This is a genomic window from Methylomonas koyamae (assembly GCF_006483455.1).
GTDB classification, from domain to species: Bacteria; Pseudomonadota; Gammaproteobacteria; order Methylococcales; family Methylomonadaceae; genus Methylomonas; species Methylomonas koyamae_B.
On sequence record NZ_PPPU01000025.1, the window covers coordinates 78,621 to 95,310 of the forward strand.

Genomic DNA, 16,690 nt, shown 5'->3' on the forward strand with positions numbered 1-16,690 from the left:
ATGGATAGAAGAACGTTTGTCAAAAAATTGGGCCTCGGCACCGTCGCTTCGGCTGCAGTCGCCGGTACCCTGGCTAAAGCCGATACCGGCGCCGCTGCCGTTGCCGCGGCCGATCCGTTGGAAATCGTCGTGGTCGGCGGCGGCTTCGGCGGGGCTTCGGTCGCGAAATACATCGCCTTGTGGGGTGGGACAGCCGTCAAAGTCACCTTGGTCGACAGCAATGCCGCCCACGTTTCCTGCATCTTGTCCAACCTGGTTTTGAACAACCAGAAAACGTTGGCGAATTTAACCTTTCCGTTAGTCAAAGCCGCTGAAAAATACCAATTTGCCTTCAAACAAGGCGCCGTGGCCGGGATGGGAGCCGAACTCAACGGCAGTCGCTTCGTCACGCTGGCGGACGGCAGCAAGATTTACTTCGACAAACTGGTGCTGTCGCCCGGTATCGATTTCGATTTTCCGCCGGGCATGCTGCAGAACGGCTGGACCGACACCAATACCCCGTTTCCGCATGCCTGGAAAGCGGGCCTGCAAACCAATAATCTGCGCGATCAATTGAAAATGTTGCCGAGCGGCGGTAAAGCCCGGGTGGTGATGACGATTCCGCCCAAGCCCTACCGTTGTCCGCCAGGGCCTTACGAGCGCGCTTGTTTGATCGCCGATTATTTAAAAAACAAAAAGGGCGGCGGCAAATTGTTCGTGCTGGACGCGAATCCGACGATCCAAGCCGAACCGCTGAATTTCGGCAAGGCTTTTTCGGGACTGTATAAAGGCATAATCGAGTATCAACCCAATGCCACGGTCAACGCCGTCAGCGCCGCCGCGGCCTTCAATCCGCGCCTGGCCTTGCCTCAGGACAAAACCATCAACGTCAGTTATACCGGAGCATTGCCGGCCAACCCGATTGGTTCCGCGCAAAAATTCCATTTGATCAACGTGATTCCGAAACAAAAGGCGGCCGATTTATTGTTCGGAACCGACTTCCGGCATTTGCTGGGCGGAAAGGCCTGGGCCGGCGTTCATATCGACACTTACCAGTCGCTTTACGATAACGATGTCTACGTGATCGGCGATGCCCACGATTCGGTGCAACCCAAAGCCGGCCATATCGCCAACTCCGAGGCCAAAGTCTGCGCCGACGCGCTGTTGCGCCATCTACAGTTAAGGCCGGCAAGAGTGATGCCGGACGAAGCGCCGGTCACCAATTCCGCCTGTTTCAGTCCGATCACGGCCAGCACGGCGTCGTTTTTGACCGCCGGTTACCGCTATAACCCGGCGCTGGATGCGATGGAAAAAATCGCGGCCGCCTCCGGCGAAGCCGAGCAGATTAACTCCGACAATTACAAGATGATGTTGGCGTGGGCCAATAACCTGTTTGCGGAAGTATTCTGATTAACAGTCGATAAACCGATTCCAGTTCCTCGCTGGTCTAGCCGGGTCTGCCAAAATTGGCAGGCCCGGTTTTTTTTCGATCTCAAAAAGGGCGATGTGAAGACAGGGTTGGAAATGATCTCAACACGCGTTAAAGCCGCAGTAGCCGGTTAATGCATGCTGGGTTGAAATCGAAGGGAATTTAGCGTCAATAACTTTCCTGAGATTGGTTGGAACTCTCGGTCTTTAGGCTCCTGCCGACCAAAAGCCGGGACACGAAACAAAATTGCCAATGTCAACAGTCCAGCCCAAAGCAGGCGTAGGGTGTGGTGAGTTTATGAACCGCACCGATCGCGAACGATGCGGTGCACGTTGTTTACCGCATCCTACCGTGGTCCGGGTTGGAGGCCCGTGTGCAAGGCAGACTGCATGTCATCGGCTAGGCCGGCGACGCCCCGGACGACACCTGGGCCGCCATTCTTCCAGTGCACGACAAACTGGCGCACTTCAGCGGCTGACTGAGGCGAGTATTCAGCAATGCGCAGGACCACTTCGGTTCCGCCTTCAACCAGCGCCAGAGACGACAGGAGCTTGACAATCGGGCCAAGCTCGCGGACCTCAATGCCAACTACCGAGCCGACCGGCTCGCGTGTGTTGCCAAGCGCCGCTTGGACTGTCGCCGGCGCCAGCGCCTGCACCCTGCGGAGTTCAGTGCGGGCGAAACAGCCCGATTGAGCAAAGAACTGGTTCAGACCGGAGGCGGCGGCTTCCTCGCGCGCGGTCCGGTCCTTTTGATCGGGACGCCAGTTAGGCGCCCACAGGACGAGCGCGTTGGTCGAGGAAGTGCAGACAGGAGCCTGTGGCGTGGGCTGCAAAGTGACGCTTGTGCTGGCGCACCCGGCAAGTAGAGCGCAAGCCGCGAAGGTAGCGAATCGCGGTGCGATGCCGCGAAGGCTCGGGTTGATCGACATGTTAGGCTGTATTTGGGCGGCCCCGCACCAGCGCCCAGCGCTCGTGGTCGCGCCAGCGGCCGCCGAGCTTGAGATACGCGGGCGAGTAGCCTTCCTGCCTGAAGCCGCAGGCGCGAACAAGTGCGATGGAGGCTAGATTGCCGGGCTGAATGTTCGCTTCCAGGCGATGTAGCCTCAGCTCGCGGAAGGCGTGGCGTACGACAAGAGACAAACCCCGCTTCATGTAACCACGGCCTTCGTGGCCCTGGAATGCGAAGTAGCCGAGGTAGCCGCTCTGAAACAGCCCGTAGACCACGTTCGTGAGGTTGATCGCACCAACGAGTTCCCCGGACTTCGCAAGCACGACCACGAAGCCAAAGTTGTTCCGGGCATCAAAGCGGGCAAGGTATCGCGTGAACGCCGCTTCATCGCAAGGCGCCGATGTCCATGGCCGATGAAGCTCGCGGCTTCGTCGTGCAGCCAAAATGAACTCATGCTGGTCTGACGCAGCAACGGCTCGGATCACAATCGTCGGAGACATGCTGCCTTACGTGGAGGTGAGGGGCGCGCAGCGAAGCGTCCCTTTGAGCGCGGGGTTAGGGTTGCTTAGATAGCTCATCCAGTTTTTCTCCAATATCAACACGATTCGGGGTCTCCAGTTGGGCCTTCTTGAGTACTTCAATTGCTTTCTTTCTTAGCCCGTAGGCCAGATAAACCTCTGCTTCTGCAATTGGATCAGATTGTTGATTCTTGCGTTTGGGGTACTTGATTCGTTGCCAAACCGTCAGACCGAGAAGAGCGATAGTGAATATTCCTGCAAGTACTAGCCCGGCGAGTTGTGAGTTTTCAAGACTCATAGTCGCCCTAACGTAGAGCTAAGGGGCGCTTAGCATAGCGGAGCGTCCCTATGAGCGATGTGTTAGCCGACATAGTTTGCAACCAAACCAGAGAGATCGTCTTTGTATTCCAAAAATGCCTGATCCTCTTCTTCAAAAGCATCACTGTCAGGTGAAACCTGCTCGAGGACTTCCTGACGGGCATCTCTATCTTTTGGAGGCATACCTCCAGGAAATTTTGCGCAAGCGGCTCGCACTATATTCGCAGTATGTTCTGCGCCAATTGAACTAAGTGCGCTGATAATGTCTGCGGCTTTGTCACCTGCTGAGTTAAAAAAGAATTGATCGAAGCCACCATTATTTATTTCAGCTTCCAATTCATCAATCAGTTCTTTTACGAGTTCAGTTTCCATAATTGATCTCCTGATGGCTAACGATAAGGGTAACTTGCCGGCAAAAGCGTAGCGACGATAGGCGCGGAGCTTCCTTTTTGTGGTCAAGTTAACGCGTTGGTTGGGCATTTTCATTGAGTACACTCAAGTACGGCCTCATTACTTGATCCGTTTTTAAGACCATTTAATTCATTTAGCCAATTATCAAACAAGACCGGCTCTGTCTTAAGATATAAAGTTGCGTTGCTTGCAACTTTTGTGTGAGTAAAATCATTCCAATCTGACTCCGCCTTAGCTGTAATTGATAATTTTCCATTTCCAGAGCGGTGAAACTCGAAACGCGCATGAAATGCACCGCTAGCATACTCCGGTCCAAACTCTCCAAACCTCAAGTCATAGAGGCCACCATAAATTTGATTTTTGAAAACGCTAAGATCGTTTACAGCTTCGGCCATTGTTTGATGGCCAACATAAACATCACATTGGAATAGTGATTTGCCATCTGAAAAAGATATGGTCAGTTCTACCATATCATCATCTTCCCAAATTTTTTTAAATGCTATAGCTGGCTTCATTTTTTATGCCCAACGCCAAGCTAAAGCGTGCGCAGCGAAGCGGAGCGTCGCTTTGAGCGCCGGGTAGGCTCCGTGGCTCACACTAGCCAACTGACAACAAGCCAATTTCGTTACCATGCACTTGGTGCAACCACTCCTTCAAAGTGCTCCACGCTTCCTGAACGGGAATGACCCAATCGGATGCGTCATAGCCCCGGTCATCTTCTTCGAAATAGGCTCGAATCTTAGCATCGCCGGGAGGTTCAGAACCCAGTGCCGACAAAGCCTCCTGCGCTTCGTGTTCCGTGAACGATAAATAGGTGCTGTCCATCGCCTTGGCAATACGAATGCCTAAAGACGATTTACTAATAGCGGTAACATCAGGGAACAGCGCGAATAACTCGACAAAAGCAAACCCAGAGTATTCGTATTCATTCAACTCCGATACGTGGTTAGCTACGAAGTCCCAGAACTTCGTTTTTGTATCCACCACCTTTTTAGGAAATATCCCCAGAAATTTTTTCTGGGCTGGAATCAACTCTGCCAAAGAGACAAGTTCTTCTGCTTGAGACGCTTTCACGAGGTAAAACGAAGCGATGTAGCTCATATTTTCTGCCTAACGATAAGGGTAACTTGACGGCGAAAGCGTAGCGACGATAGGAGCGTAGCTTTTGCCGTCAAGTTGACCCGCTGGTTATGCATTGCCGCCACCCATGTAATTTTTGAAGTTCTTGATGTAGTCGTTTAGGTTTTCGTCTAGCATCTTTCGGTACTCATTTACGAAGTACTCAATGGTTTCTTCTTTTGCGGCTTCCATTTCTTCTGAATTGGCCCAGCCGGTTGCGCTCACCCACGAATTGAACCTTGCTGTGGCGTACATCATTGATGCACTGACTTTGCCTTTCGTGACGCCTCCAGAAATCTGATCGTTCGAAAGATGAATATGTGCATCTGCACGATCAAAGAATTTGTCATCGGGTTCCTGCACAGATATCTCCTGATGCATAACGCAGAGCTAAGGGGCGAGTAGCGAAGCGGAGCGTCCCTTTGAGCGCGTTGTTAGCAGGTTGGTGAAAAACTCTTTTTTGGCTTTGAATGACTCTATATTTAGTGACGATGAAGCCGATTTCCTACTAAATGTTGGTTCGATTGAGCAAAATTAGCGTCTCAAATATGGTTTTTCACCAACCTGTTAGGCATGATATTGCCAAATATAAATATGAGGACCAATTTCCCCATTTTTCCACCATTGTTCTAATTCTTCAAATGCATTGATTAGCTCATCCACAACTTCCTGCGGCTTATAGTTCCATTGAAGGGTGAATAGTCTATGTAAAAGAGGTCTTCTTACACTAAACCAACATGCCATTGAGCCACCTCGCTTTCGTTGAAGGCGACCGCCATAACTCCAGCGTGGATCATCTGTTTCCTGCTTCTTAAAATTCAGAACAAAATAAGGTCGCCAATATTTGTCCCACTGAACTTCAAAAAAATCTTCCCCCACAGAGGTTTGCCTTTTGAATTCAGTAAAATGGGGATCGCTAGACTTTAGCTTTTCAAATCCTCTTGATATTACCAACGGATAGAATCGCTTCCTTAATTCGTCATTTAGAGGCTTCGCTTTCGATGCCATGAAGCGCCTAACGCCAGCGTAACGGGCCGGTTTGGAGCGCCAGCGGAAAACCGGTCACGTTGACGCAATCGTTATGTTTTTTCATATCCATCCTTTGAATTCATGCACTTTGAAGTCTTTAGGCGTTAATGATTTTTCATACTCGCACACTTCATTAAGTGCTTGGGAAACTATCGTATCACTACTAGGCCATGCGTCTGAAAACGCTTGCCAGCAGATACCTTTCGCTATCTCGGTAAGTGTTGCAGATGCAAGTAACGCCATTCTCAGATCAAAAGTGTCCGATGAGCCAAAATTGAATAAGGTTGATTTCGTGCATTTTTTAAGCCGTTGATCTATTTCCGCATTAGCGAAATATGCAACGGGTACTGGTTTTCTCAAGAGTTTATCTATCCATGATTGTTTAGGCTGCTTTATATGCTTATTGACATCGAAATGGTCGTAATAGAACTCAAACCCTGCATAGTAATCTTTGCCTATTAAGTCAGGGTGAGAATGGTCCCGTATATTGATTTTAAAAGGCAAAAACCCCGAATGCGTGCGAAACGAGAACTCGGGATGAATTTGGCAAGACATGCCGAGCTCTTGCATTTTTTCTAACCAAATTGGAACGATTGAATCGTCCAACTCATTTAGAAATACATTTATATCCATACTCATGGTATTTCGCTCCAAGAAACATAACTAGTAATTAGATGGTTCTGTATATCTACCGAAAAATGATCCTCGAAACGATAAATCATTGATCAGCATATGGGTTTCCCTTCTGTATATCATCGGAACCTGGTAGGTATGACTGGTAAACATCAGGCGGAGGCCATTGAATCAGATTAGGCGATAGACCGCAACGGGCCGTTTTACTCATTCGCGTAAGCAAAAGCTGGAATGTCAGCCATTGAATTGACCGAGCTAAATTCGCGAGTTCGACCAAAGCGGCCCTTATTGAATCCCAACCGCAGTTTGCACGAAACAGACCTAGGGAATCAGGTAGTGCGTCACCCCTGTATTGCACAACTCGGGTAATCATCTTTGCGGGTGGACGTTGCGCTATCCAGCCTTAGAATGCACATTGCAAAAAAAGCCCGCCGTAAGCCTACCGGCGGGCAAAGTGCTGCAGAGCTTTAGCCTGAAACTTTAGGGTGCCGGCGCCAACAAGATCCGGTTGCGCGGGCCGGGGTTGACGCTGCCGTTGGCGAGGAAGTAGCTTTCCAGGGCGTCCAAATCCAAGGCGCCGCCCAAGCGGTTACTGCCCTGGGTCAACACGTAGTATTGGTCGCCGCCGTCGGCCATGAAGTTGTTGACGGTCACCCGGTAGCCGGCGGCCGGATCGACCACGACACCGTTGATTTTGATGCTGGCCGGATCGACGTTATCGCACGGTGTGCCTTTTTCCGACCACTCGTAACTAAAACCTCCCGAAACTTGCATGATCCGGTTGAACGGCTGGCCGCTAGCCGGCGCGCCGGCCGGGTAACCCGCGGTGCAACCGGTGAATTGCTGTTCCAGCAAAGTGTGGATTTGGGTGCCGGTCAGGGTCAATGTCACCAAGGTGTTGCCGAACGGTTGCACGGTAAAGGCTTCGGCGTAAGTGACCTTGCCGTCGCCTTCACCGGCGCTGCTGCCGGGATAGGTCAAATCGGCACGGATGCCGCCCGGATTCATAAACGAAACCACCGCTTCGCCGAAACCGGCCGGGCTGGTCGCCGCCAATTGGGCGTCGGCGATCACGTCGCCCAGCGCGGATTCGCCGGCAGCCGTTGCGGTGCGGGTAATCGCCGCGCTGATGGTTCCGATCACCCGGTTGGCGATCGGCGTGGCCAGCGCTTTGTAGTTGTCGACGATGGTTTTGATGCCGGCATTCGGTGTGATGGCCGGGTTGTTGCGCACCACCGCGATGTTCTCGGCATTGACCGCGCTGACTTCGCCGGTCCGGGTGTCGATCGTGACGTCGATGTCGGTCAATACCCGGCCTTGGGAGTTGGCGCTGGTCACCGAAATCAAACGGCCGGCTTTGTTGGCGATTTGGCAGTTATAGGCTTGATGGGTGTGGCCGGAAATCACCAAGTCCACTGCGTCGTCCAGTTGGTTGACGATGGTTTTGATCGGCGAACCGGCCAGGCCGCCGTCGCAATTGTTGATTGTGGCAACGCTCTGCGTGACCGGAATCGTGCCGCCTTGGTGGATCAACACCACGACCGCTTCGACGCCGCGGGCGCGCAGTTTCGGGATCAACGCATTGACGGTGGCGGCTTCGTCGGTAAACGTCAAGCCGGCAACGCCAGTGGGGGTGACGATGGTCGGGGTTTCTTTCAAGGTCATCCCGATGAAGCCGACCCGGACGCCGCCGACGACTTTTATCGCGTACTGCGGAAACAGGGTTTTGCCGCTGGCGGTTTCGACCACGTTGGCGGCCAGGAATTTGAACTTGGCGCCCTCGAACGGCACCGGCGTCCCGACCTCGGCACCTTTGCAGCTATTCGGATCGGTCGGGTGGCAGCCGCCCGTTTGCATCCGCTTCAATTCGTTCTTGCCTTCGTCGAATTCGTGGTTGCCGACCGCGTTGAATTCCAGGCCCAGCCGGTTCATGGTTTCGATGGTCGGTTCGTCATGGAACAGTGCCGAAACCAGCGGCGTGGCGCCGATGATGTCGCCGGCCGAGACGACGATGGTGCTGGGGTTTTGCGCTTTCAGGTCGGCCACGTAGCCGGCCATCCAATCGACGCCGCCGACCGGGATGGTCGAAGCCGCATCGGTCGGCAGGTTGCGGAAATTGCCCGGCGATTCCAGTTGGCCGTGGAAGTCGTTGAAGGCGACGATTTTGATCGTCGTGGCCGGCATGGTGGTTACCGCTTGGGCGGTTGCGGCGCTCAGGCCCAAAGCGATGGCGCCGGCTAAGGTATGCAGATTCATGCGCTTAAACTCCGGATTTGGATTGGCGGCGGGCGGTCAAGCCCATGAGGCCGGTTCCGGCCAGATACAACCAGGCGGCGGCCGGTAACGGCACGGCGGTCAGGCTGATCGCGCCGACCGTGGCATTGATGGCGCCGGCGCTGTCGTCCAGCGCCGATTGGCTCAGTAAGCCGCTGATGCTGTAACTGCCCGGCCCCAGCAGGAATACGCCGCGGCTGTAACGGTTGTCGGCAAAGGCTGCGTCGAAATCCAGGCCCAGCGAGTCGGGGTAATTATTGCTGGCCGCCGAGGTCCGGCCCAACAGCAGGTTGCCGTTGAACACGTCGAAACGGTCGCCGGCAAAACCGCCGTCGACGATTCTTAAAATGGCCGAGCCCGTCAGGGTAAAATCGAAACTCAAGGCGTTGCCGTCCAGGTCTATCCATTCCAGGCCGGCGGAAGCGGAGACAGCTTCGTCGACGTCGAACGGATGCCATTGGCCGTTAGCATTCAGCACCGCGGCGCCGGCATTGGCGGATAGCGCCGACAGTAACACTGTCTGGCAAAGAAATTTTTGGTTGAACATTTAAGCGGCTCCGGTTGTGTTTGGTGTTGAGTGGCGGCCGCTGCAGTGAATGGGGGACACTGCGGCAACAAAGGTTCGTCCGATCGCCTCGCCACAAAACAAAAATCCTAATTGGTGGGCCGCAGCAGTCCGTTACTGGTCGGCACGCCGGGCACAATAGGGATGTTTTGTGATGAAGTTGTGATTGTTCGATGAAGATTTGGTGAAACGTATTACAAATGCGGGCAAAGCCTGATAAAGCGTCGGCGAAAGTTGCGCCTAACGCCAATTCCGGTCCCGGCTTATTTTTCGCGGCCGCCGCGATAGAATAGCCGCCCGTGCCGCCGAACCTTAGGCGTCCAGCCGATCAATTCTAATCAGCCCGCTCAACGAATCATGCCGTCTCCATCCAACCTTTCCCAACGCCGCCGGCATCCCGCCCGGCCCAAAGTCAGCACTCAAGCAGCGCAGCCCGAAAACCGGCGGGAATACGCCGCAGCCTGGTGCGATTACGAATTGCTGGATGCCGGCGGCGGCCGGAAGCTGGAGCGGTGGGGCGAGGTGGTGACCATCCGGCCCGAAATCAACGCCGTCGCCGCCGCGTTATGGCCGCTTACCGAATGGCGGGAACTGGCGCACTGGGAGTTTGTGGAAACGTCCTCGACTCGAGGCCGTTGGCAAAAATTGCGCGCCGATGCGCCGGAGAGTTGGAGCATCGGCTACCGGCAACTGCGCTTTAATTTGAAGCTGACCCAATTCAAACACCTCGGCCTGTTTCCGGAACAACAGGCCAATTGGCGCTTTATCGCCGAGCGGGTCGCCCCCGGCGCCAGAATTTTGAATCTGTTTGCTTATACCGGTGCCGCCTCGCTGGTGGCGCGCGCGGCCGGCGCCGACGTGACCCATGTCGATTCGGTCCGGCAAATGCTGGATTGGGCCAACGCCAACCAGGCGCTGAGCGGCTTGGCCGATATCAAATGGGTGTTGGAAGACGCCTTGAAATTCGCCGGCCGCGAACTGAAACGCGGCAAGTGCTACGACGGCATCATCATGGACCCGCCGGCCTGGGGGCTGGGCGCCAACGGCGAGAAGTGGAAGCTGGAACACCAGTTGCCGCGGCTGGCGGAAACCGCGCGCGGCCTGCTGCAGCCCGGCGGCTTTCTGGTGTTGAATACCTACTCGCCCCAAGTCGGGCTGCAGGAATTGGCCGCCGCGGCCGGACTGCATTTTGGACAAGGTCAAAGCGAAACCAGGCAACTGTGGGCCCGCAGCCGGACCGGCAACGCCTTGTATTACGGCAATTTGCTGCGGGCCGTGGTTTGACCGGCGGTTTCGAGTGCGCCGGGACGCCCGCGCTTGGCGGTTTGCCCGGCGTTGCCGGTGCTGGGTTAGCGCGATCGCTTGATGCGGCCGAATCGGCTGACGGCCGCCAGCGCCGAACCGAACAACCATAGCGCAGCGGGTACCGGTACCTGGCTGGGATCGATTTGATTCAGCAACAGCTGGTGGGTTTGCGAACTGGCGTTCGGAAACGCGTCGGACCAGTCAAAACCGTTGACGAAAATGTAGCCGGCGCCGTAACTGCCGCCGACAATGACAGGCGCGCCGGAGCTACCCCTTGTCGCCAGGATGCTGCCGCTGCCTAACGCATCGAAGTCCTGAAAAAATTCCGTCCGATCGCCATCGCGGTAACTGGCCCCGATGAGTTGTCCCAAACCCAGCGCCAATCCGCTGGCGCTGAAATTTATCGAGTCGTTGGTGATGTAGCCGTCGTAATTATCGCTGGCGTGGCCGCCCAGCAAATTCATGCCATATTGCGAGCTGCTCCATTCGGTAATTAACTTGCCGCCGGCATAAATGAAGTCGGCCAAAGCGATGTTGCCGCTGATGGTGCGGTCCATGATTACCACATCCACATCCAGCAGGTCGGTGCCGGTAATCTCCGCTTCGCCGCGATTGCTGGCGGCGTTACCGGTGGTGTTGAGCCAATTCGTAATGTCGGTTGCGTAGTAACCGCCGTAAACAGCGATGTTGGCGGCGTTTGCGTCGAACGTCGTACTTAAAGTAACGACCACTATCCATTTTAAAATCGATTGCAGCTTCATACCGGCTCCTGGAAAAACGGGTTAAAAGCCGTCCGTCGGTTTGGCAATGGGACTGTTCCGCATTGCGTTAAAACTGGCGGCCGGCGTTAGCTTGGAACCGACTCGGCGTAGTCGCTTGCATCGCACGCCAGGGCCTGATTCCAACGGATTTCCCCCGATTCGCGGTTTGATCCTTATCACCGCGGGTTGCGGGTTCGCCTACCTGGGTACAAATAGTCCTTCCCGGCGGCGAGCCTGCGACTCAGTTATAAGTTAGTCAGCAAATATGTCAAATTAATTTTATTGCGAGTGATTAGTGAAAAATTTTGTTGACGTTGCAGATGGGCGGTGGCGGGGTAGAGATAACGCGGCGGCGCTTGGATCGCTCGGCATCGGCCTAACTTGAAGGTGACGGCGGAGAGGCCTTGTCGGCCGGGCCAGCGCCATCGTCCAAAAACTAAGCCTGCATCTGCCGGTAATCGCTGGGCGTGCAGCCGAAATGGCGTTTGAAGGCGCGGCTGAAGTGGGCCATGTCGTTAAATCCCCAGCACAGAGCAATTTCGGTCAAACTGCGGCCGGCATGTTGCTCGGACCGCAGTTCCTCGGCGCAATGTTGCAGCCGGCGCAGCCAAACGTAGCGCATCAGCGAGGTGTTTTCGGCGTTGAAGAGGGCGTTGAGGTAACGCGGCGACAGGTGCGCCGTGCGGGCGATTGCCGCGCTGTCCAGCGCCGGGTCGGTCAGGCGGGCTTCGATCAGGCGTTTGATGCGGTTCAGAGTCAACGTGCGGTGGTCGGCTAATTCGAATCGGCCGGGCCGTAGCGTGTTCAATGTCAACGCCAGCAAATCCAGCGCCTGACCGGCCAGCGGTGCAAACCGGGCGACGTCGATGCAATCGGCCTGGCGCGCGGCGCTACGCAAGAAATCGGCCGTTACCGCGCCGAGGCCGGAGTCGCCGGGAATCTGCAACGCCGAACAACGCTCGACGCCTGGCAAGCGTTGTTTCAACATTTGGCGCGGAATCGACACCAACAGTTTGGCAAACGGCTCCGGGCAGTCGATCCGGTGGGGCCGGGTGGCGTCGTACAACGCGATGTCGCCGGGTTGCAGTTCCGCTGCGCGGCCGTCCTGCTGCAGCCGGTAGCGGCCGCTGAGCAAGACCACCGCGAAATAAGCATCCTGGCTGGCGGTTTCCGGTTCGCATGGCGGGCAGTGCAGGCCGATGCTGTGCGAGCGGATCGCCGACAGCCGCAGTTCCCGCCACGGGTAAATCGTCATCTCGTTGAACAGCTCGGCTTGCTTCGGCGGTGTGATCCGGACCTTGGCGTACTCGCGGCCGATCACCTCGTGTAACCAGTCCCGCCGCTGTGCCGGCGGCAGGTCGGCGGTCGATAGGCGTAACGCCGGATTGGCGGATGGCTTCACGGTATAGCTCCCTAAATTCGATGTGCCCATGATAGCCTCGCCGGCACCTTTGCAGTCAAGCGATAGCGCCGTCCCGGTCAAGCCGGCCGCGTGTCTGGCGGCTAGGATAACCGCATCGATTGAGAGAACCGAGGGAGAAGAAGATGGCTAAGAACAATCCGGCGCCGACCGATATTTTGTTGTTGAAAGGCGCGGCGTTATGGCTGCTGGTGGCGTTGCTGCTGGCCTGGTGCATGGTTGGTTTGAACCTGGAACTGGCGCCGCTGCAGGTGCTGTTCCCCGGCAAGCCTGCGCGTTTGTTGCAGGCGCATTTGGACTATTTACTGATGAGCGCGTTGTTGTTTGGCTTCGCGGCGGCCGGCATCGGCTTGCCCCGGTTGGTGGCGTGGGCGATGGTGGTTGGAGCTTGCACCAATTCCAGCCTGTTCTTGCTGATGGCGCTGTTTCCGCACCTGGACGGCCCGCAGCCGCAGGCGGACGGCTGGTTGCTGTTATTTAAACTCTATACCTTTGCCAGCATCGTCACGACCAGTTACGGCTTCGGCCGTGCCGCCTGGTTGTTGTTGGCCTGGACCCGGCAGCGGCCGGGCTCGGCTTAAGCGGCGCTTGGTCGGCCGGCGGCGAAAAACGGCCGGGTCGCGAAGATACGGTCGGCAAAGCGTTTGCCTTGCCAGGACAAGGTGCGTTTCAACACGAAGTCGAAGCGAAACGGATGATAGTCCTGCAGGGTTTGCAGCGGTGCTATCGCTGTTTCCGGCAACAGGCCGGCCTCGGCTAAGGCCGGCACCGAAATCAACGGCAAGATGCCGGTCAGCGGGTAATCGGAGCCGAACAGCAACCGATCATGCCAGCCGGATTCGCTGAGCAGGGTTTTGATAACCTCCGGATCGCGGTTGCGCAGCACGATTGCGGAAATGTCGCCGAACAAGCGGCCCTGCCATTGGCGCTCGCTCATGAGCTGGGCGAATAAATCGAAACTTCTGACTTCGCGGCCGTCGGCATCGACGTCCTGGCCGATTGTGGCGCAATGGGCGATCACCACCCGCACCCCGGTTTCCAGTGCCCGCCGCAGTCGTAACGGATTGCCGAACAACGGTTGGTCGGCGCCGTGCAAGGCCTTCTCCTCGCCGCCGTGGGTGATGATCGGCATATTCAATGCTGCCGCAGCTTTATAAAACCGGTCGCACAGCGGCGAGGCCGGATCGATCCCCATCACCGGCGGTAGCCATTTCACCGCCCGCGCGCCTTTGGCGGCGGCTTGCTGCAGGGCTTCGACGCAATCGGCGCGGTAGGGATGGATGCTGGCGACCCATTCGAAGCGGTCCGGATCAGCCTTGGCCAGGCGTTGGGCGTATTCGTTCGGTACAAAAAACGCCGTGTTGGCGTGATCCGGGTCGCCGGTGGCGCCGTGGGCGCGGTCGAAGGCGTATAACATGGCCTTGGCGCCTTTGGGCATGGTGTCCATCAAGGCCCGCAGCCGATCGACGAAGGCCTGGTCCTGATTTTGGTCCGGAATGCAGGCGGCATTGGCGTAGGCCCAATGCTGCAGGGTTTGAATCGGATGGCGCAACGGCGCGTGCATGTCCGGGGTTTGGGTGATACCGCTACCGCCGTCGCCGGAGCCGACGATATGAGTATGGCAATCCCACCAATCGGCCGGATCGATACCTTGCCAGGCGGCTGTTTCCAACTCCAGCATCGGCGTTTCAGTCGGATTCAGGCAAGGGTTATTCAGGCGGAACAGAGCATTTGCTGCCGGGCTCAGTGCTGCCAGGCCGGCTGCGCCGAGTTGCAGGAAACGGCGCCGGGCCGGGCGAAATGGGGCGAAACGCGAATCGATAGTCATGTCGGATGTTGGCGGTTGCAAGGCGGACGCTGAATGAACTGAACGGTTAGGGGTTGCAGACGGCAAATATAGCCCGGCTTACAAATTCCGTTGCGTTTACACACGCCGATTTGCTGTCGCAGGATGGTTCCGCGCTATCCGTTGGCGCTGGGCGTAACCGCAAGCTTTGCAGCGCAAGCCGCCATCTCAGTCGGCGCGCCCTGTAGCAGGTCCAGTGCAAAGCGGGTGGCTTGGGCCAGATTGGCCTGAGCCGCCGGGCTCAAGGCTTCGCCCAGTTCGAAACTATGGCCGCGGATGCTGAGCAGGTAGGCCGGTGGCGGTTCGCCGTGGAGCGAGCGGTAAACGCCGAGCAATGCCGCCGGACTCAGCGCGTGGGTGGTATGGCTCAGGGCTGGTTCTGGCGTCAGCATGGTGAATTCGAAACTTGGCTCCCGAACCGACGCGTCGATGAAAATCACCAGTTGCCGGTCCTGCAAGTCCAGCGAATGTTCGATCTGTAATTGAAAGTCGACGATGCATTCGACCAGGTCCGGATCGGCATGCTCGGCCAGCGCCTCGAGCAATAGCGGTCCCAAGGCGTCGTCGCCCCGGCTCGGATTGCCGCAGGCCAGCAGCAAAACCGGCTTGGCCGTCATCAAACCGCGTCGCCGCGGGCGAATTCGCCGTTGCTGTGCCGCAGCAAACGATCGACGACTTGGCCGGCGGCATCGACCAATTCCACCTGCAACGGCATCTTGCCGACCGCATGCGTCGCGCAGGACAGGCAGGGGTCGTAAGCGCGGATCGCCACTTCCAACTGGTTCAGCAGCGGTTCGGTCAATTCCCGGCCGGACAGGTATTCGGCGGCGACCTGGCGTACCGATTCGTTCATGCCGGTGTTGTTGCTGGTGGTGGAGACGATCAGGTTAGCCTTGGTGACGATGTCGTTGTCGTCGATCTGGTAATGGTGGAACAAGGTGCCGCGCGGCGCTTCGATCACGCCGATGCCTTCGTAACGTTTGCTGCCCTGGGCTACCAGCTCGCTGCTGAGCAAATCCGGGTCGGCCAGCAATTGTTCGATGCTTTCGGCGCAGTGCAGCAGCTCGATCATCCGCGCCCAGTGGAAGGCCAGCGTGCTATGCACCAAGGCCGGATCTGCCAGTTGTTGTTTGAATTCGACGCGAGCCGCCTCGGCCAACGGCGTGTCGATGAAATCGCAGTTGTTGACCCTGGCCAGCGGCCCGACCCGGTACCAGCCGTCGGCTTTGCCCAGAGCGGTCAGGTAGGGGAATTTCATATAGGTCCACGACCGCACTTCCTCGCGAATCAAATCTTGGTAGTCGCAGTAATCGTAATGGTCGAACAGGGTCGCGCCGTCGGCGTTTTTGGCGCGAATGCCGCCGTGGTAAAGCTCCAGCGCGCCGTCGGCGTTGACCAGGCTCAGGTAATTGCTGCGGATCGTGGCAAATTGGTCGTTAAACGGCCGGTTGGCGCTATGCAAGCGCTTGACCAAGGCCACCGCTGCCTGCGCCCAAGCCATAATCTGGCCGATGTCCTGCAACAAATAGTCGCGCTCCTCGCGGCTCAGCGCCTTGTTCATGCCGCCCGGAATCGCGCCGGTGCCGTGCACGCGTTTGCCGGATACCAGGCGGATCACTTCCTGGCCGTATTTGCGCAGCTTGACGCCCTGCAAGCCGATCTCGGGATGGTCGGCCAGTACCGCGACAATGCTGCGCTGACCGATCTCACTGTCGAAGCCGAACAGCAAGTCCGGGCTGGACAGATAAAAAAAGTGCAACGCATGTGACTGCAGGACTTGGCCGAAATGCAGTAGTCGGCGCAGTTTGTCGGCGGCCGGCGGCAGATCGGCCGGATCGATGCCGACCAACTGGTCGATGGCTTTGGCCGCGGCCAAGTGGTGGCTGACCGGGCAAATCCCGCACAGCCGTTGCACCAGCACCGGCAGTTCCCAATAGGGCCGGCCCTGAATGAATTTCTCGAAGCCGCGAAACTCGACGATATGCAGCCGGGCCTGTTGCACCCGGTTCCGGTCATCCAGCAACAAGGTGACTTTGCCGTGGCCCTCGACCCGGGAGACCGGATCGACCGCGACCCGCTTCAGGCCGGCGGGATTGGCGGCGGTTTCCAAATGTTCGTACATAACGGTTCCT

The 16,690-nt window shown here is 56.8% G+C and carries 19 protein-coding genes; 3 read left to right on the forward strand and 16 right to left on the reverse strand.

Going from position 1 to position 16,690, the window contains the following annotated elements:
- Complete coding sequence (locus C2U68_RS13880; RefSeq protein WP_140913062.1) at positions 1 to 1,389, forward strand: FAD-dependent oxidoreductase; 1,389 nt, start codon at positions 1 to 3, stop codon at positions 1,387 to 1,389.
- Between the two features lie 365 nt (positions 1,390 to 1,754).
- On the opposite strand, the gene C2U68_RS13885 is transcribed toward C2U68_RS13880, so the two are convergent.
- The 11 genes from C2U68_RS13885 to C2U68_RS13935 all read right to left on the reverse strand — a co-directional run bounded on the left by C2U68_RS13885 (position 1,755) and on the right by C2U68_RS13935 (position 9,208).
- Positions 1,755 to 2,339, reverse strand: a complete 585-nt coding sequence (locus C2U68_RS13885) for a hypothetical protein (protein ID WP_140913063.1) — start codon at positions 2,337 to 2,339, stop codon at positions 1,755 to 1,757.
- Between the two features lies 1 nt (position 2,340).
- Entirely contained in the window at positions 2,341 to 2,859 is a 519-nt protein-coding gene (locus tag C2U68_RS13890; RefSeq protein WP_140913064.1) for a GNAT family N-acetyltransferase, read from the reverse strand.
- 55 nt (positions 2,860 to 2,914) lie between these two features.
- A complete protein-coding gene (locus C2U68_RS13895; protein WP_140913065.1) occupies positions 2,915 to 3,175 on the reverse strand; it encodes a FimV family protein in 261 nt (86 codons plus the stop codon).
- A gap of 62 nt (positions 3,176 to 3,237) precedes the next feature.
- Positions 3,238 to 3,567 carry a DUF4375 domain-containing protein gene (locus C2U68_RS13900; protein ID WP_186289611.1) on the reverse strand — a complete coding sequence of 110 codons (330 nt, stop codon included), beginning with the start codon at positions 3,565 to 3,567 and terminating at the stop codon, positions 3,238 to 3,240.
- A gap of 110 nt (positions 3,568 to 3,677) precedes the next feature.
- Complete coding sequence (locus C2U68_RS13905) at positions 3,678 to 4,121, reverse strand: hypothetical protein (protein ID WP_140913067.1); 444 nt, start codon at positions 4,119 to 4,121, stop codon at positions 3,678 to 3,680.
- 82 nt (positions 4,122 to 4,203) lie between these two features.
- On the reverse strand, positions 4,204 to 4,707 hold the full coding sequence (locus C2U68_RS13910; RefSeq protein WP_140913068.1) for a hypothetical protein: 504 nt from the start codon (positions 4,705 to 4,707) through the stop codon (positions 4,204 to 4,206).
- Positions 4,708 to 4,794: 87 nt separating this feature from the next.
- Entirely contained in the window at positions 4,795 to 5,088 is a 294-nt protein-coding gene (locus C2U68_RS13915) for a DUF3144 domain-containing protein (protein ID WP_222101912.1), read from the reverse strand.
- 204 nt (positions 5,089 to 5,292) lie between these two features.
- Entirely contained in the window at positions 5,293 to 5,733 is a 441-nt protein-coding gene (locus C2U68_RS13920; protein WP_140913070.1) for a hypothetical protein, read from the reverse strand.
- An 81-nt stretch (positions 5,734 to 5,814) separates the two neighbouring features.
- Positions 5,815 to 6,393, reverse strand: a complete 579-nt coding sequence (locus tag C2U68_RS13925; protein WP_140913071.1) for a hypothetical protein — start codon at positions 6,391 to 6,393, stop codon at positions 5,815 to 5,817.
- A gap of 474 nt (positions 6,394 to 6,867) precedes the next feature.
- Entirely contained in the window at positions 6,868 to 8,643 is a 1,776-nt protein-coding gene (locus C2U68_RS13930; RefSeq protein ID WP_140913072.1) for a bifunctional metallophosphatase/5'-nucleotidase, read from the reverse strand.
- 4 nt (positions 8,644 to 8,647) lie between these two features.
- Positions 8,648 to 9,208: a VPLPA-CTERM sorting domain-containing protein gene (locus tag C2U68_RS13935; protein ID WP_140913073.1), complete on the reverse strand. Its 561-nt coding sequence runs from the start codon at positions 9,206 to 9,208 to the stop codon at positions 8,648 to 8,650.
- A gap of 375 nt (positions 9,209 to 9,583) precedes the next feature.
- Between C2U68_RS13935 and C2U68_RS13940 the strand changes: the two genes are divergently transcribed.
- Complete coding sequence (locus tag C2U68_RS13940; protein ID WP_140913074.1) at positions 9,584 to 10,510, forward strand: class I SAM-dependent methyltransferase; 927 nt, start codon at positions 9,584 to 9,586, stop codon at positions 10,508 to 10,510.
- Between the two features lie 65 nt (positions 10,511 to 10,575).
- On the opposite strand, the gene C2U68_RS13945 is transcribed toward C2U68_RS13940, so the two are convergent.
- On the reverse strand, positions 10,576 to 11,292 hold the full coding sequence (locus C2U68_RS13945; protein ID WP_140913075.1) for a hypothetical protein: 717 nt from the start codon (positions 11,290 to 11,292) through the stop codon (positions 10,576 to 10,578).
- A gap of 436 nt (positions 11,293 to 11,728) precedes the next feature.
- Positions 11,729 to 12,694 (reverse strand): helix-turn-helix domain-containing protein, encoded by a 966-nt coding sequence (locus C2U68_RS13950; RefSeq protein ID WP_222101913.1) that lies wholly within the window; start codon positions 12,692 to 12,694, stop codon positions 11,729 to 11,731.
- Between the two features lie 143 nt (positions 12,695 to 12,837).
- Here C2U68_RS13950 and C2U68_RS13955 point away from each other — a divergent pair, with 143 nt between their 5' ends.
- Positions 12,838 to 13,293, forward strand: a complete 456-nt coding sequence (locus tag C2U68_RS13955; RefSeq protein ID WP_140913077.1) for a hypothetical protein — start codon at positions 12,838 to 12,840, stop codon at positions 13,291 to 13,293.
- Here the strand turns inward: C2U68_RS13955 and C2U68_RS13960 are convergent.
- The 3 genes from C2U68_RS13960 to C2U68_RS13970 all read right to left on the reverse strand — a co-directional run bounded on the left by C2U68_RS13960 (position 13,290) and on the right by C2U68_RS13970 (position 16,680).
- Positions 13,290 to 14,540 (reverse strand): amidohydrolase family protein, encoded by a 1,251-nt coding sequence (locus C2U68_RS13960; protein WP_140913078.1) that lies wholly within the window; start codon positions 14,538 to 14,540, stop codon positions 13,290 to 13,292. The two genes, C2U68_RS13955 and C2U68_RS13960, sit on opposite strands and share 4 nt — an antisense overlap.
- Positions 14,541 to 14,674: 134 nt before the next feature.
- Positions 14,675 to 15,175, reverse strand: a complete 501-nt coding sequence (locus C2U68_RS13965; protein WP_140913161.1) for a hydrogenase maturation protease — start codon at positions 15,173 to 15,175, stop codon at positions 14,675 to 14,677.
- Positions 15,175 to 16,680 (reverse strand): Ni/Fe hydrogenase subunit alpha, encoded by a 1,506-nt coding sequence (locus tag C2U68_RS13970; protein WP_140913079.1) that lies wholly within the window; start codon positions 16,678 to 16,680, stop codon positions 15,175 to 15,177. Before C2U68_RS13970 ends, C2U68_RS13965 begins: the two co-directional genes overlap by 1 nt.
- Positions 16,681 to 16,690 lie beyond the last annotated feature (10 nt).

Excerpts from the sequence above, each read along its gene's own strand:
- C2U68_RS13955 (WP_140913077.1), top strand. The coding sequence starts at position 12,838 with ATGGCTAAGAACAATCCGGCGCCGACCGATATTTTGTTGTTGAAAGGC.
- C2U68_RS13895 (WP_140913065.1), bottom strand. The coding sequence starts at position 3,175 with ATGAGTCTTGAAAACTCACAACTCGCCGGGCTAGTACTTGCAGGAATA.
- C2U68_RS13920 (WP_140913070.1), bottom strand. The coding sequence starts at position 5,733 with ATGGCATCGAAAGCGAAGCCTCTAAATGACGAATTAAGGAAGCGATTC.
- C2U68_RS13960 (WP_140913078.1), bottom strand. The coding sequence starts at position 14,540 with ATGACTATCGATTCGCGTTTCGCCCCATTTCGCCCGGCCCGGCGCCGT.
- C2U68_RS13940 (WP_140913074.1), top strand. The coding sequence starts at position 9,584 with ATGCCGTCTCCATCCAACCTTTCCCAACGCCGCCGGCATCCCGCCCGG.
- C2U68_RS13925 (WP_140913071.1), bottom strand. The coding sequence starts at position 6,393 with ATGAGTATGGATATAAATGTATTTCTAAATGAGTTGGACGATTCAATC.
- C2U68_RS13900 (WP_186289611.1), bottom strand. The coding sequence starts at position 3,567 with ATGGAAACTGAACTCGTAAAAGAACTGATTGATGAATTGGAAGCTGAA.
- C2U68_RS13880 (WP_140913062.1), top strand. The coding sequence starts at position 1 with ATGGATAGAAGAACGTTTGTCAAAAAATTGGGCCTCGGCACCGTCGCT.
- C2U68_RS13885 (WP_140913063.1), bottom strand. The coding sequence starts at position 2,339 with ATGTCGATCAACCCGAGCCTTCGCGGCATCGCACCGCGATTCGCTACC.
- C2U68_RS13930 (WP_140913072.1), bottom strand. The coding sequence starts at position 8,643 with ATGAATCTGCATACCTTAGCCGGCGCCATCGCTTTGGGCCTGAGCGCC.
- C2U68_RS13935 (WP_140913073.1), bottom strand. The coding sequence starts at position 9,208 with ATGTTCAACCAAAAATTTCTTTGCCAGACAGTGTTACTGTCGGCGCTA.
- C2U68_RS13890 (WP_140913064.1), bottom strand. The coding sequence starts at position 2,859 with ATGTCTCCGACGATTGTGATCCGAGCCGTTGCTGCGTCAGACCAGCAT.
- C2U68_RS13965 (WP_140913161.1), bottom strand. The coding sequence starts at position 15,175 with ATGACGGCCAAGCCGGTTTTGCTGCTGGCCTGCGGCAATCCGAGCCGG.
- C2U68_RS13905 (WP_140913067.1), bottom strand. The coding sequence starts at position 4,121 with ATGAAGCCAGCTATAGCATTTAAAAAAATTTGGGAAGATGATGATATG.
- C2U68_RS13910 (WP_140913068.1), bottom strand. The coding sequence starts at position 4,707 with ATGAGCTACATCGCTTCGTTTTACCTCGTGAAAGCGTCTCAAGCAGAA.
- C2U68_RS13970 (WP_140913079.1), bottom strand. The coding sequence starts at position 16,680 with ATGTACGAACATTTGGAAACCGCCGCCAATCCCGCCGGCCTGAAGCGG.
- C2U68_RS13945 (WP_140913075.1), bottom strand. The coding sequence starts at position 11,292 with ATGAAGCTGCAATCGATTTTAAAATGGATAGTGGTCGTTACTTTAAGT.